This window comes from Limosilactobacillus agrestis (assembly GCF_014145585.1).
In the GTDB taxonomy this organism is placed as follows: Bacteria; Bacillota; Bacilli; order Lactobacillales; family Lactobacillaceae; genus Limosilactobacillus; species Limosilactobacillus agrestis.
In genome coordinates, this window is sequence record NZ_JACIVF010000035.1 from 170,411 (window position 1) to 185,953 (window position 15,543).

The following is a 15,543-nucleotide window of genomic DNA, read 5'->3' on the forward strand; positions in this document are numbered from 1 at the left end:
AGTTAAGGCTGGGAGAAAACAAAGTTTTCTCCCAGCCTTTTTTGTTTTTTTACTAATGCTTAAAATTAACGATTTTCGATATCTTGACGAGCTTGTTGACTCAAGTTGTAGAATGAGTGAATACCCTTGTATTGAGCAACATCACCAAGTTGATCTTCAATCCGCATTAATTGGTTGTACTTAGCAAGACGGTCAGTCCGGCTCATAGAACCAGTCTTGATTTGTCCAGCGTTTGTAGCAACAACCAAGTCAGCGATAGTAGTATCTTCAGTTTCACCAGAACGGTGTGAAACGATGGCAGTGTAACCAGCTTCCTTAGCCATTTCGATAGCTTCAACAGTTTCAGTTAAAGTACCAATTTGGTTAAGCTTGATTAAGATTGAGTTAGCAGCACCCATTTGGATACCCTTCTTCAAGTAATCAGTGTTAGTTACAAAGAAGTCATCACCAACAAGTTGAACCTTCTTACCTAACTTATCAGTAATAGTTACCCAATCATCCCAGTTGTTTTCATCAATTGGGTCTTCAACAGATACTACTGGGTACTTTTCAATAATACCGGATAAGTAGTTAATCCATTCTTCAGTGGTGTATTCTTCACCAGTTGACCAACGAAGCTTGTACTTCTTGTCTTCGTCGTTCCACAATTCTGAAGCAGCAACGTCAAAGGCAATAGCAATGTCCTTACCTGGTTTGTAACCAGCATCTTCAATAGCCTTGATTAAGTATTCGAATGGTTCTTCATTGTTAGCAAAGTCAGGAGCAAATCCACCTTCGTCACCAACAGAGGTTACTTTACCAGCAGCTTCCAATTCCTTCTTCAAGGCGTGGAAAGTTTCTGAACCCCAACGAATAGCTTCACGTACAGTTGGTGCACCAACTGGCATAATCATGAATTCTTGGAAGTCAACCTTGTTATCTGAGTGAGCACCACCATTAATAACGTTCATCATTGGTGTTGGCAATACATGAGCGTTGAATCCGCCAAGGTAGTTGTAAAGAGGTACTTGTAATTCGTCAGCAGCAGCCCGAGCAGCAGCTAATGAAACAGCTAAAATAGCGTTAGCACCTAACTTACCCTTATTTGGAGTACCGTCTAATTTAATCATTGCCTTATCAATAGCGATTTGGTCAGTAACTTCCATCCCTACGATTTCCTTAGCAATAATGTTATTTACGTTTGAAACAGCCTTTAAAACACCCTTACCGCCAAAACGGTTCTTGTCGCCGTCACGTAATTCAACAGCTTCGTGTTCACCAGTTGAAGCACCTGAAGGAACGATACCGCGGCCTACACCACCGGCTTCTGTGTAAACTTCTGCTTCAACTGTTGGGTTACCACGTGAATCAAGGACTTCACGTGCATAAATATCTGTAATGAGTGACATTTGATGAATCTCTCCTCTGTTATTTATTTGGAAAGCAATTCCACTTAACATTGTATTATTTTACACAATTAAAAACAAGCATTTAACAGCCTAATGGTGAACTAATTGTAAAAATGTTTCTGGATTTAAGCTAGCTGCTCCAACTAAGACACCATCAATATCATTTTTTGCCATTAATGCATTGATATTAGAAGTAGTCACACTTCCCCCATAGAGAATTCGCACATTATTTGCAACTTCATCACCATACATATCACTAATTGTCTGACGAATTAGGTAACACCCCTCCGCTGCTTGATCTGGATCCGCACTTTCACCTGTTCCAATAGCCCAACTGGGTTCATAGGCAACTGTAACATGACAAATTTCATTATTGGTCAAGCCGTGAAGATCTGCAAGAATTCGGCTTACTACCCAATGCACTTTCTTTCCAGCAATTCGCCGACCCATAGTATCATCACAGCAAACAATGGGACATAACCCATTTGTTAATGCTGCTTTTACTTTCTTATTAATTAATTCATCGGTTTCGTTAAAGTAGGTCCGACGCTCAGAATGTCCTAAAATCACATGATGGATTCCTGCTTGGTACAAAGCATATGGACTTGTTTCACCGGTATAGGCCCCCTCATTTTTATAGTAACAATTCTCTGCCATTATTTTTAACGGGGATTCTTCAGCCACTTTAACCATCGGTACTAAACAAAGGGTGGGACCAGCAATTGCCGTTTCAATTTGGTCGGCTGGTGGAAGTTGATTTTTTACTTGTTTAATAAAAGAAACAGCTTCTTGAACATCCTTATGCATCTTCCAATTTCCAGCAATAATCGGCACTCTCATTATTGACCCTCCCATCTACTATTCTAGTATTAATACCAAGATACGGTAAGAGGCCGAGAAAAGCAAAAATTTTCTCAGCCTCTTAATCAACATTTATAAATAGTTAAACTTTAATTATTTATCAGAAATTGCGGCAATTCCAGGTAATTCCTTACCTTCAAGGTAAGTTAATGATGCACCACCACCAGTTGAAATATGAGTAAGCTTATCAGCAACACCCAATTCCTTAACAGCAGCAGTTGAGTCACCACCACCAACGATTGTTGTAGCATCTGTTAATGTACCAAGGAACTTGCCAATTTCAAGGGTACCCTTAGCAAAGTTTGGCATCTCAAATACACCCATTGGTCCATTCCAAACAACAGTCTTAGCATCTTTTAATACGTCCTCAAATTCCTTAACAGACTTAGGACCAATATCAAGGGCCATCCAACCATCATCAATGTCACCTTCAACAACCTTAGTATCAGCATCATTGTTGAACTTATCAGCCACTACGTTATCAATTGGCAATACAATCTTATCGCCAGCTTTATCTAAAATTTGCTTAGCAACGTCAATCTTGTCCTTTTCAACAAGGGAGTTACCAACTTTGATCCCCTTAGCAGCGTAGAATGTATAAGCCATTCCACCACCGATAATAATCTTGTCTGCTTTATCAAGAAGGTTATCAATAACACCAATCTTGTCAGAAACCTTGGCACCCCCAAGGATAGCAACAAATGGGCGTTCAGGATTATCTACTGCATCACCTAAGAACTTGATTTCCTTTTCCATCAAGTAACCAGCTGCCGCCTTGCCTGGCATGTTAGTAGCAATACCAACATTGGAAGCGTGTTTACGGTGGGCTGTACCAAAGGCATCGTTTACAAATACATCACCAAGAGATGCCCAGTATTTACCTAATTCAGGATCATTACCAGATTCACGCTTTACATATTCACCATCTTTAACATCCTCATAACGAGTATTTTGAACAAGCAAAACATCCCCGTTTTTCATGTTGTCGATAGCATCTTCTAATTGCTTACCTTCAGTAACTGGAACAAATGTTACTGGCTTGTTTAGTAAGTTAGAAAGGCGCTCTGCAACTGGACGAAGAGAAAGTCCCGGCTTATCTTCTTCCTTTTTAATCCGACCAAGGTGAGAAAATAAGATTGCTCGACCACCATGATCAATTACATACTTAATGGTTGGTAAGGCGGCAACAATTCGATTATCGTCCCCAACAACACCATCTTTAATTGGAACATTAAAGTCAACCCGCATTAATACTTTTTTGCCTTCTAAAGGAAGGTCTTCAACAGTTAGTTTAGCCATTGTATTACGTCTCCTCTTCTTTTGATAAAAAAGGTGGGCGGAGTAATCCTCCTCCCACCTAAATCAAATTAGTTTAATTTCGCTTCAAATTAAAGAGTAGCAAAGTGAAGCAAAGTCCGGATCATGTTACTAGTAAAACCGTATTCGTTATCGTACCAAGCAACAGTCTTAACTAATTGTGAACCATCGTCACCTTCCATAATTTCAGTTTGAGAAGGATCAAATACTGAACCATATGTTGAACCAATAATATCAGTTGAAACAATTGGATCCTCAGTGTAACCGAATGCTGGATTAGTAGCTTTCTTCATTACGTCGTTAATTTCATCAACAGTAACCTTCTTGTTCAAAATTGAAACAAGTTCAGTTAATGAACCATCAACAACAGCAACCCGCTGTGCGTGACCAGAAAGCTTACCGTTTAATTCAGGAATAACTAACCCAATAGCCTTAGCGGCACCGCTTGAGTGAGGAATAGTGTTTACACTTGCAGTACGGTTGTTACGCATCTTCTTACCACGTGGACCATCAAGAATAGCTTGAGTTGATGTAAATGCATGGATAGTAGTCATAGTACCAACCTTAACACCAAATTCGTCATTTAAGACCTTTGCCATTGGTGCAAGACAACTTGTAGTACATGAACCAGCTGAAACAATAACATCATCCTTAGTCAAAGTATCAAGGTTAACACCAGGAACAACAGTTGGGATGTTACCAGCAGGTGCTGAAATCAATACCCGCTTTGCACCAGCATCAATGTGTGCTTGTGACTTTTCAGCAGAAGTGTAGAAACCAGTACATTCAAGGACAAAGTCAACACCATCGTTCTTTACCCAAGGAATGTTACGAGCATCCCGTTCAGCATATACAGGATATTCCTTTCCATCAACAACAATACCGGTATCAGTAGAAGTAACTTCACCAGGGAACTTACCATGAGTTGAATCATACTTAAGTAAGTATGCCAACATAGAAGGAGTAGTCAAATCGTTAATTGCAACAACTTCAATATCATCTGTATTGAGTTCATGAATTCGACGAAATGCTAAACGACCAATACGGCCAAAACCGTTAATACCAATTTTTACAGTCATACTGCAAATTCCTCCTTTAGGAAAAACATAATTAGTGTACTTGCTTAGTTTATCACATTACATCAGTATCGCAACCATCAACCATTGTAAGTGACGCAGTAGTAAAGTCTAAGCAGTAGTACAACTCCTACGGTACTTATGATACCATCTTCAAAAAAATTGTCTATTCAATCACAGCATTTTTCTTATGTAAGCGTTATCTTCATTAAACTTTTCAAATAATCCTTGCAATCTCTTTATATTTAAGATATTATAGTATCTGTTGACGCGCCCTTAGTGTAATGGATCGCACGTGAGATTCCGGTTCTCGAGATCCGAGTTCGACTCTCGGGGGGCGCATCTTTTATGAGGCTGATGAAAAAGCTTTTTCATCAGCCTTTTTTATTTTTTAAATATTACGGAACTAATTTTGCGTCGTCACATCGTTGTTAATCTTCACTCACTTTTTTAACAATTCAAAAAGGTCTCCATCATTCGAAATCAATCGAATAATTGGAGACCTTTTTATTTGGTTACTTTAATTTTGAATTATTTTCCATTACACCATCAAGTAAGCCGTAATCTACTGCTTCTTGTGCTGTTAAGTAATGATCACGTTCAGTATCAGCCTGAATCTTCTCAATAGGTTGCCCAGAATTCTTAGCAAGAATACCGTTGAGCATCTTCCGTGTTTTCAAAATCTCAGTAGCAGCAATTTCAATTTCAGTTTGCTGACCTTGTGCTCCACCAGATGGTTGGTGAATCAATACTTGAGAATGGGGTAAACCAAAACGCTTACCCTTAGCACCTGATGATACTAAGACACTTGCCATCGAAGCAGCCATCCCAATTACAATTGTTTGAACATCGGCCTTGATAAAGTTCATTGTATCGTAAATCGCCATTCCTGATGTTACAACACCACCAGGCGAGTTAATGTATAAGTAAATGTCTTTAGTTGAATCTTGCGCATCAAGGAATAAAAGTTGCGCAACAATTGAATTTGCCATTTCGTCTTCAATTGGACCTGAAAGCATAATGATTCGGTCCTTCAGAAGCCGTGAGTAGATGTCATAAGCACGTTCACCACGAGATGATTGCTCAATGACAGTAGGTACTAAATTCATAATATGGCCTCCTTAAATAAATTAGCACTCGTTAGACTAATATGCTAACGGATAATAATACTATACTCGATTGGTCAAAAAAGGTCAAATATTTTAACTATTATTTAATATTTTTTTGCAAATTATTCTTGGATATTTATAACTAAATCAAAAAAACAAGGCTAAAAGTTCTTCAAGACCTTGTTTTAGTGAAAATTCAATTCTTTTTGTCAGAATCAACTATCTTTTCAGCACGACGTTCAGCAATAAAAATATAAACTAATAATAGAAATGCTAGTGCTGAAGCAGTATATAAAACCATATTACTTGCAAGCCAGCCATATTTGGCTACCAAAATACCAATTAAGGCAGTTGCTAACGTTTCACCAAAAATGTATTGGAAAAAGCCCATAAATCCAGTTGATGAACCTACTGCAAATTTAGGAACTGCTTCATTAACCATTAATCCAACCAATGTTAATGGAGCATAAATTAAAGTTCCCATAATAAAAAGAACACTTACGATCAAAACGTGATTGGTACTAAAGAAATACGTTGTCAAACAAATAAATAAACCAATTACACATAAAATACAAACAATAGCTCGACGTCCTTTTAATGCATCGGAAATTGCTCCCATAATAATTACTCCAGGAACCGCCGCAAGTTCAAAAATTCCCACTAACCATTTTGCAAAATTAGTCGTAAAGCCTTTTGATTCTACAAGATAGCTTGGGATCCAACTCATAATCCCATAACGAACCAAATACAAGGACATTGATGTTAGAGTAATGGCCCACACAACTTTATTCGTCAAAATATATTTAACAAAAATTTGTGGTAAAGTCAGACTTGTTTCTTCTGAATCAGATTCAGTTCCGTTTTCTAAAACAACTTCATCTCCAGTATATTCAGAAATACTTGGTAACCCAACACTAACAGGTCGGTCAGCGCCAACTAATAATACAAAAGCCGCAATAATCAGCGAAACTACTGAGGAAGTATAAAAGACAGCAGAAATGGAACCTGAAAACATGAACGTTGCTAATTGTACAACGGCAACACAAGCAAAGGCCCCCGCATTATGAGCGGAAGACCAAATCGAGTAAATTGCTCCCCGGTGTTTCTTCCCCCACCATAATTGAACAGAACGTTGACATGCTGCGGCCCCCATCCCTTGAGCAATCGACATAATCAGCATTAGAAACATCATCATATATAGACTACGGGTAGAACCTAAGCCAAAGTTAAGCAATGCAGAAATAATCAATCCTGTTGCTAAATAACGGTTAGTATTACTTTTATCACTTAGTGCCCCCATAAATAATTTTGAAATCCCATAACCAATCCCAAAACATGAAAGCACCATTCCGATATCGGCAGTAGTAAAACCATACTGCTTCATAATTTCATTTTGCTCGGTTGTAAAAATTAAACGAATAATATAATAGCCAATGTAACCGATACAAATCGCAAGTAAAACTCCTAACTGATGCCAACGATACGAACTTTCAACCCTATCAGCAGGAACCTTTTGCTTCGCCACTGGAGCCGGTTTTAAAAACTCAAACATACTATCACCTCTTTTATAAATAGCACCCGTTGTAAGCGCTTACCTATATTTTAACATACAAAATATAGCATTAGTGTAGAAAACATCAAAACATTATTTAAAAAAGCCATCTTATTAATACTTTAGTTTTTGCTTGTTATAAAAAAATAAAAGCTATGCACTAAATTGCATAACTTTTACAGAATGAATTAATTACTTTTCTTCAGCTGGCTTTTCTTTAGCCCACTTACGAATAGCTTCGATCTTCTTTTCTTTTAATGCTCGCTTATACTTTGAAGCGACTGGGCGACGGCCTTGTACGCCGTATGGATGTGCTTTACGCATGTTACTTTGCCTCCTTTAATATTAAACGTAAATTAATTAACGTTCCAATTATACCGGTCATTGTTTTAAAAAGCAAGTCTCCCTTGATCCAAAACAACTATCCCGTGAATATTCTTTCTAAGAATTAATAATTTATTTAAATTTGATAAACGATTATCTTCGCGATTGCATTAGCGATCCCAGCAATTAATCTATACCAATTTATGCAAAATCCACATAAATGCCATCATTATAACAATTGACTTTTAGACCAATTGTAGTATGATACAAGGTGTAGATAAAAGAGCACAAAGGTATAAGGTCACGGAGGATTTTTATAATGTCAGTAAATAAATTAAACGTTTTTAACGCTACCACAAATTGGAATGAATTAGATCAAGAATGTGCTGCAGCTGAATTAGTGCTAATTAGCGAAAGTATAAATAAGAAATAAAATTCACTTAAAGAAGATAAAATAAAACCTTTGAGGGTAAGAGAGAAAACTTTTTTCTCAGCCTCAAAGGTTTTTTATTATTTAACCTGCGATGTACGTAATTCATCAGCATAAGCATTCAATTTACGTAGGCGATGATTAACACCGGACTTTGAAATTGGGCCACCAGGAACTAATTCTCCTAATTCCTTTAAGCTAACTTCTTGATGAGCTAAACGTGTTTCTGCAATTTCACGCAACTTATCAGGTAAGCTGCTAATTCCCACTCGTGAATCAATAAATTCAATATTTTCAATTTGACGCGTTGACGCATTCGCAATCTTATTTAAATTAGCGTTTTCACAGTTTACTAATCGGTTAACTGAATTCCGCATATCTCGTACAATTCGAACATTCTCAAACTGGAGCATTGAGTTAGTTGCACCAATTAATGACATAAAATTAGCAATTTTTTCTGCTTCTTTCAAGTAGACGATAAAACCACTACGGCGAGCGGTTGTCTGGGCATTTAGGCCAAACTTGTTCATCATCTGAGCAATAATCTCATTATGTTCCTCATAAAGGGAGTATATCTCTAAGTGATAGCGAGAAGTTTCAGGGTTATTTACTGATCCTCCCGCTAAAAAGGCACCTCTTAGATATGAACGGACCATCCATTCATCCTTGAGCATTTCTACAGGTACTTGTTCTTTAATTTGATAATTTTGTAAAATACCAAGATCATCTAAAACATGTTGTGCATGATAGCGTAAGCGAACTATATATTGGTTATTCTTTTTTAATTTCATTTTACGACGAACAACAATTTCGCTTTCTACCCCGTAAAATTGTTTTAAGAGTGAATAAATCCGTCGCGCAATTGCCGGATTTTCAGTCTGAACATTCAAAACCAACTGATGGGCAGCAATGCCAATCGACCCGTTCATCCGGATAAGGGCCATCAATTCTGCCTTTGCATTATCCCGATGAACAGTAATTCCCGTTAACTCCTTCTTTACTTCACTTGCATATGACATCTGGCATCAGTCTCCTTACTCGTGAACTTGGTGAAGTCGATTCATTAATTCTGCTACAACTTTATCGCGATCATGGAAGGCACCATTGTCCTTCAACCTTAGAAAATTCGAACTAATTACGCGACAATTCTGTGCTCGTAGTCCTTGAAAATCATGCTTAACTGGTTGAGAAATTTCATTCCATTCTTGAAAATCAAGGTAATTTTCTGGAACAGGTTGAATATTGACTAAGACCGTATTAATAAAGTTTTTCCCAAGGTGATGGTTTAATACTCGAACATGATCAGCATCTGTAAAGTTATCTGTTTCACCTTTTTGCGTCATAATATTGCAGATATAGATAACTTCGGCCTTACTTTCACAAACAGCCTGCCCTACCTCAGAAATCATCAGGTTTGGCAAGATACTAGTAAATAAGCTTCCAGGGCCAAGAACAATTTGATCAGCATTCTTTATTGCTGTTATAACCTCTGGCACAGGACGAACAGGATGACCATCATTATCTTTAGAAGGTGTTACCCAGACACGTTTAATTTGCTTATGGGCGGCCGAAATTTCTGATTCACCACTTAACTTTGTCCCATCTGTAAATTCAGCATTTAAAGTCAACGGTTCATTGGCAACAGGATAAATATGTCCATTAATCTTCATCATTTCTGATAACTCTTGAACAGCGGTAAAAATACCACCCTTCATTTCAGATAAGGCAGAGATAATTAAGTTACCAATCGCATGACCAGCAAAGAACTGATCACTACTCTTAAAACGGTATTGAAAAATATCAAGTTCGAGATCAGGTAATTCTGATAACGCAACTAGGACATTTCTAATATCTCCAGGTGGGACCACATTAATATAATTTCGTAAGATTCCTGAAGAACCACCATCATCAGCTACCGTTACTACCGCTGTAACATCAACGTTTTGATCTCGCAATCCACGAAGAACAACTGGTAGACCCGTTCCCCCGCCAATCACTACAATCTTTGGTTTATGCAACATAATTAAAACTCCTCTTTACTTTGCCTTCTCAATATCGCGATGGTAAGTATTTACTTTATATCCCTTTTCTTTTAAATCAGCGGATAATTTATTAGCAATAGTTACCGACCGGTGTTGACCGCCCGTACATCCAATTGCAATTGTCAAACTACTCTTACCTTCCTTAATGTAACCCGGAAGAGCAATTTCTAAAAGAGAACGTAAATGTTGGTAAAATTCCTTCGCCAACGGACTCTGCATAACATAATTTTGAACAGCTGGATCATTTCCCGTTAAGTGCTTTAATTCTGGAATATAAAATGGATTAGGGAGGAAACGAACATCCATTACGATATCTGCATCAAGTGGTAATCCATATTTAAACCCAAATGACATTACTTCAACATAGAAGTCGTTATCTTCACCATGTCCGAATAATTTATTAAGCCTTAACTTTAGATTTCGTGGCGTCACATTAGTGGTATCAATTACTATATCTGCTTGACTCTTAAGATCAGTTGAAAGCTTCCGTTCTAATTCTACCCCATCAAAAATCCGACCTTGCGGAGATAAGGGATGAGAACGCCTTGTTTCTTTATATCGTGAAATTAACGTAACATCATTAGCATCTAAGAAGAGTAATTTCACATCTAAATCAGACCGTTTTTTTAATTTTTCAAAGTTTGGCAAAACCTCATCGTAAAATCCACGAGAACGCATATCCATTACCATGGCGATTTTATCAAACTCTCCTGAATCTTCTATCACATCAACAAATCGCTCTGCCAATCCTGGAAGCATATTATCAATTACAAAGTATCCTAAATCTTCTAAGCTATGAACAGCAACGGTTTTCCCCGCACCACTCATCCCGGTAATAATTACTACTTTTAATTTTTCCTCTACCATCACTAGTTCCTCTTTTCGCCTACAGCTACCTAATCATTCTATCACATCAATCCGGGTGTGTCTTATTTGAGTAATAAAAAAAGGCCAAGTCAATCTTAGCCTTAAACATCAATGCATTCGTCGCTGATCCATTCGTTTAACAATATATAGGATCGGTAGCCCTACTATGACAATTCCAGCAAAAAGGATTACACCAGCTGGGTCATTCATAACTTCACTCACTAAGACAAAGATCCCACCAGCAATCGCAATAATTGGAACTAAGGGGTAAAGCGGCGTACTAAATGGACGTGGTCCCTTATTTCTATGTCGTAAAATAAAGATCCCAAAGAATGCTAAAAGATAGAAACAATAAACAGTAAATACACATAAATCTGACAAGTGATCAGGGTCAAAGAAAAACATCATGATCGTTGCAAGAACAATAATAAACATCGTTGCGACTACTGGTGACTTACCCTTTGGCGTGATATATGCAAGATAGCGCGAGAATGGTAAATCATGACGACGCGCCATTGCATATACAATCCGTGGAAAAGTAATCATTTTTCCGTTCAAAGTTCCCATCATCGAAATAATAATTCCGGCTGACAGTAATTTTCCTCCAATTGCGCCAAAGGCTTTCACTGCTAAATATGCAGTTGCATTTTCCCCGAGCCGATGAATGGTATTAACAGGAAGAAACTTAAGAATACCGACAGTAATTAAAGTATAGATAATAAGGACCGTGGTAATCCCTAAAATAATAGCTCGTGGCAATAATTTTTGGGGATTTTTCATTTCTCCCCCAAGGTTTGCGATTAAAATCCAACCATCATAACCAAATAGGGTTGCTAAAACTGCTACCCCAAAGCCACCAGTTGATTGGTGAATTTCGGTAACTGTTTGACCAAAAGCATCTTGATGTCCCCAGAACAAACCAAAGATAATAATTGCCGCAATTGGAATCATTTTTCCAGCAGTTGTAATAATCGAAAAAATTGCACCAACTTTATTTTCAAAAAGGTTCATTACTCCAATTGCAATCACAGTAATCACTGCTAAAGGTATCCGCCATTGGGTTCCTAAGCCAAAGAAGTTTGCCATCAAAATACTCATAAATCCAGCAACCGAAGCAATAATTGCCGGTCCATAAACAATTACCTGCATCCATCCGGCCAAAAATCCTAAAAGGCGACCGTATAAGTTTTCAATATATACATATAATCCTCCAGTATATGGCATCTGGGCACCTATTTCCGCCACTGTTAATCCCCCGGTTAAAGTAATAATTCCACCAAATACCCAGGCTACAATCGCAAGAGTAGATGTACCAGCACTATCAAGAACAGATCCTTGTTTAAAGAATATCCCCGAGCCGATAATTGTTCCCACAACAATCGAAATAGCGGACCAAAATCCAAGTGACCTTTTTAATTCGTCTGTTGGTTGTTGATTCATCATCATTCCTCCATTCTTAATATTAGGCAAAATAAAAACCCGGGCCATCATTTATTAATGCAATTTGGTCGTGCCAAATGATTAATAGAGAACCCGAGCCTGTATAAACCTATTGATTGGGTACACCAAAATCACTCAGCCTTAATGGAATCAGAGGCTGAGGAGGAAGAAAACTGTTGATTTTGATTATTAAAAAATAACATTTTGTTTCCTCATTTCGTGTACTTTAATTTTTATTAGAATACCATTAGAGGTATTAGATTGCAACTACTTTTTCTGTTTAGCTACTCGTTCTTCTTCCCACTTTTGATCACGTTCCAGCATCCCTTTTAAATATCTACCAGTATAGCTGCTCTTTACTTCAGCCACCTGTTCCGGCGTTCCGGTGGCTACAATATTACCACCGCCAGCTCCTCCCTCAGGGCCAAGATCAATTAACCAATCCGCTGATTTGACAACGTCTAAATCATGTTCGATTACTAAAACAGTATTACCAGCGTCAACTAAGCGCTGAAGAACTGTTAATAAGCGCTTAATATCATCCATGTGTAATCCCGTAGTCGGCTCATCTAAAATGTAAAAACTCTTCCCATGAGATTGCCGGTGAAGTTCGGCAGCAAGTTTCATTCGCTGCGCCTCCCCCCCTGAAAGAGTAGTTGCTGGTTGTCCAAGATGAACATAACCAAGACCAACATCTTCAATGGTTTGTAGTTTACGCTTAATTTTAGGAATCGCGCTAAAAAAGTCAAGAGCCTCAGAAACAGTCATATTAAGAACCTCAGAAATGTTCTTCCCCTTATATTCTACTTCAAGGGTTTCTGAATTATAACGGGTTCCATGGCAAACTTCACATGGTACATAAACATCTGGCAAGAAGTTCATTTCAATTTTAATAATTCCATCCCCGTGACAGGCTTCACAACGTCCACCCTTAACGTTAAAGCTAAAACGTCCCTTAGTATAACCACGCATTTTAGCTTGATTGGTTTGGGCAAACAATTCACGGATATCATCAAAGACCCCCGTATAAGTTGCAGGGTTACTCCGTGGAGTACGACCAATTGGAGATTGATCAATATTGATAACCTTTTCAATGTTTTCAACTCCACTAATCGACTTGTACTTACCAGGTTTTGCCGAATTATTATTCAGTTTTTGTGCTAAGACCCGTTTTAGAATCATATTAACAAGGGTTGACTTTCCTGAACCAGAAACCCCCGTTACGCAAATAAACTCACCAAGTGGAAAATCAACTGTAATGTCCTTTAAGTTATTTTCTGCTGCTCCTGTAATAGTAATTTTCTTACCGTTACCTACTCGACGCTCTTGAGGCACTGGAATAAATTTTTTCCCTGATAAGTATTGGCCAGTTAACGACTTCCGTGATCGCATAATTTGCTTAGGAGTTCCGGCAGCCATCACTTGACCCCCATTTTCACCGGCTCCAGGACCAATATCGACAATGTAATCGGCTGCACGCATGGTATCTTCATCATGTTCTACAACAACAAGTGTATTGCCAAGATCACGCATGGCCTTTAACGATTCAATCAAACGGTCATTATCACGTTGATGAAGGCCAATTGACGGTTCATCAAGAACATACATTACTCCTGATAAATTAGAACCAATTTGGGTTGCTAACCGAATCCGCTGAGCTTCTCCTCCTGAAAGAGTTCGAGCTGAACGACTTAAAGTTAAGTATTCAACTCCAACGTTTTTCATAAAGGTTAATCGATCAATGATTTCTTTTAAAATCGGCTTAGCAATTTCATTTTTTTGTGCAGAAAGTTTGATGTTCTTGAAGAATTCAAGAGAATCACTAATTGGTAAAGCAGAAACTTCACCGATATTTCGCCCATCAATCTTTACTGCTAAGGCCCGCTGATTTAACCGATAACCATGACAAACCGGACAGGGAAGCTCAGTCATATACTTTCTCATTTGTTCCCTTGTAAAATCTGAGTTAGTCTCCCGGTATCGTCGACTGATATTATTGATGACACCTTCAAATGGCACATCGACATCCCGAATGCCACCAAAGTCATTTTCATAATGGAAGTGGAATGGTGTTTCACCATTACCGTACAAAATCTGTTGCTGTTGCTTTTTTGACAACTTATTGAAGGGAGTATCCATATCAATGCCAACCGACTTGCAGAATTGTTCCAACATTTGTGGATAGTATTGCGATGAGATTGGATTCCAAGGAACAATTGCACCTTCTTTTAAGGTTTTTGTTTGGTCAGGAACCACTAAATCAATATCTACTTCAAGTTTTAATCCTAAGCCTTCGCACTCTGGACAAGCACCAGTAGGAGCATTGAAGGAGAATAAACGTGGCTCTAATTCACCAACTGTAAAACCACAAATGGGACAAGCATATTGTTCAGAAAATGGAATTGGTTTTCCTCCAATCACATCAGCAATCGCATACCCATCGCTTAAGCGGAGAGCCGATTCAAAGGAGTCAAATAGCCGCGACCTAATCCCCTCTTTAATGATGATTCGATCAATCACGACATTAACCGTATGTTTTTTATTTTTATCTAGCTCTGGGACTGAATCTAGGTCATAAGTTTCACCATCTACTTGAACGCGGACAAATCCTTCACGTTTAATCGTCTCAAAGACTTTCTTTTGTGTTCCCTTTTTGTCACGAATAACCGGCGAAAGAATTTGAAGGCGTGTCCGTTCAGGCAATTCAAGTACCCGATCTACCATTTGTTCTGGGGACTGACTAGTAATCGGAATATTATCGTTCGGACAGATTGGCGTACCAACCCGTGCCCATAGCAAGCGTAGAAAATCGTTAATTTCAGTCACTGTTCCGACCGTTGAACGTGGATTATGGGAAGTTGTTTTTTGGTCAATTGAAATTGCCGGAGATAAACCGTCAATTGAATCAACATCCGGCTTATCCATCTGGCCCAAGAATTGTCGTGCATAAGCCGATAAACTTTCTACGTAGCGCCGTTGCCCTTCCGCATATAATGTATCAAAAGCTAAAGAACTCTTTCCAGAACCTGATAAACCAGTTACAACAACTAACTTGTTTTTTGGAATAGTAATATCAATATTTTTTAGGTTATGAGCCCGTGCCCCATGAATTATGATCTTATCATTTGCCACGAAAT

General features: G+C 38.2%; 12 protein-coding genes. All 12 read right to left on the bottom strand.

Annotated features, from left to right (window positions below; translation table 11 throughout):
- Window positions 1–65: 65 nt before the first annotated feature.
- The 12 genes from eno to uvrA all read right to left on the bottom strand — a co-directional run bounded on the left by eno (window position 66) and on the right by uvrA (window position 15,538).
- Window positions 66–1,388 carry a phosphopyruvate hydratase gene (gene eno, locus H5R88_RS03085; protein WP_003666443.1) on the bottom strand — a complete coding sequence of 441 codons (1,323 nt, stop codon included), beginning with the start codon at window positions 1,386–1,388 and terminating at the stop codon, window positions 66–68.
- Between the two features lie 90 nt (window positions 1,389–1,478).
- Window positions 1,479–2,228, bottom strand: a complete 750-nt coding sequence (tpiA, locus tag H5R88_RS03090) for a triose-phosphate isomerase (protein ID WP_182600203.1) — start codon at window positions 2,226–2,228, stop codon at window positions 1,479–1,481.
- A gap of 114 nt (window positions 2,229–2,342) precedes the next feature.
- Window positions 2,343–3,548 carry a phosphoglycerate kinase gene (locus H5R88_RS03095; protein ID WP_182577958.1) on the bottom strand — a complete coding sequence of 402 codons (1,206 nt, stop codon included), beginning with the start codon at window positions 3,546–3,548 and terminating at the stop codon, window positions 2,343–2,345.
- Window positions 3,549–3,637: 89 nt separating this feature from the next.
- Window positions 3,638–4,645, bottom strand: a complete 1,008-nt coding sequence (gene gap, locus H5R88_RS03100) for a type I glyceraldehyde-3-phosphate dehydrogenase (RefSeq protein WP_182577957.1) — start codon at window positions 4,643–4,645, stop codon at window positions 3,638–3,640.
- A 512-nt stretch (window positions 4,646–5,157) separates the two neighbouring features.
- A complete protein-coding gene (gene clpP / locus H5R88_RS03105; protein WP_003666435.1) occupies window positions 5,158–5,751 on the bottom strand; it encodes an ATP-dependent Clp endopeptidase proteolytic subunit ClpP in 594 nt (197 codons plus the stop codon).
- Between the two features lie 196 nt (window positions 5,752–5,947).
- Window positions 5,948–7,303 (bottom strand): MFS transporter, encoded by a 1,356-nt coding sequence (locus H5R88_RS03110; protein WP_182600204.1) that lies wholly within the window; start codon window positions 7,301–7,303, stop codon window positions 5,948–5,950.
- A 192-nt stretch (window positions 7,304–7,495) separates the two neighbouring features.
- The gene (locus H5R88_RS09635; protein WP_259393960.1) at window positions 7,496–7,627 is read right to left on the bottom strand and encodes a hypothetical protein; all 132 of its coding nucleotides are present in this window, start codon (window positions 7,625–7,627) and stop codon (window positions 7,496–7,498) included.
- Window positions 7,628–8,137: 510 nt separating this feature from the next.
- Window positions 8,138–9,076: a DNA-binding protein WhiA gene (gene whiA, locus H5R88_RS03115; protein ID WP_182600206.1), complete on the bottom strand. Its 939-nt coding sequence runs from the start codon at window positions 9,074–9,076 to the stop codon at window positions 8,138–8,140.
- Between the two features lie 15 nt (window positions 9,077–9,091).
- Window positions 9,092–10,078, bottom strand: a complete 987-nt coding sequence (gene mgfK / locus H5R88_RS03120; protein ID WP_182577954.1) for a gluconeogenesis morphogenetic factor MgfK — start codon at window positions 10,076–10,078, stop codon at window positions 9,092–9,094.
- Window positions 10,079–10,093: 15 nt separating this feature from the next.
- Window positions 10,094–10,966: an RNase adapter RapZ gene (gene rapZ / locus H5R88_RS03125; RefSeq protein WP_182577953.1), complete on the bottom strand. Its 873-nt coding sequence runs from the start codon at window positions 10,964–10,966 to the stop codon at window positions 10,094–10,096.
- A gap of 108 nt (window positions 10,967–11,074) precedes the next feature.
- Window positions 11,075–12,406: an APC family permease gene (locus tag H5R88_RS03130; RefSeq protein ID WP_182577952.1), complete on the bottom strand. Its 1,332-nt coding sequence runs from the start codon at window positions 12,404–12,406 to the stop codon at window positions 11,075–11,077.
- A gap of 267 nt (window positions 12,407–12,673) precedes the next feature.
- Window positions 12,674–15,538 (bottom strand): excinuclease ABC subunit UvrA, encoded by a 2,865-nt coding sequence (gene uvrA, locus H5R88_RS03135; protein WP_182600207.1) that lies wholly within the window; start codon window positions 15,536–15,538, stop codon window positions 12,674–12,676.
- Between the last annotated feature and the right edge of the window lie 5 nt (window positions 15,539–15,543).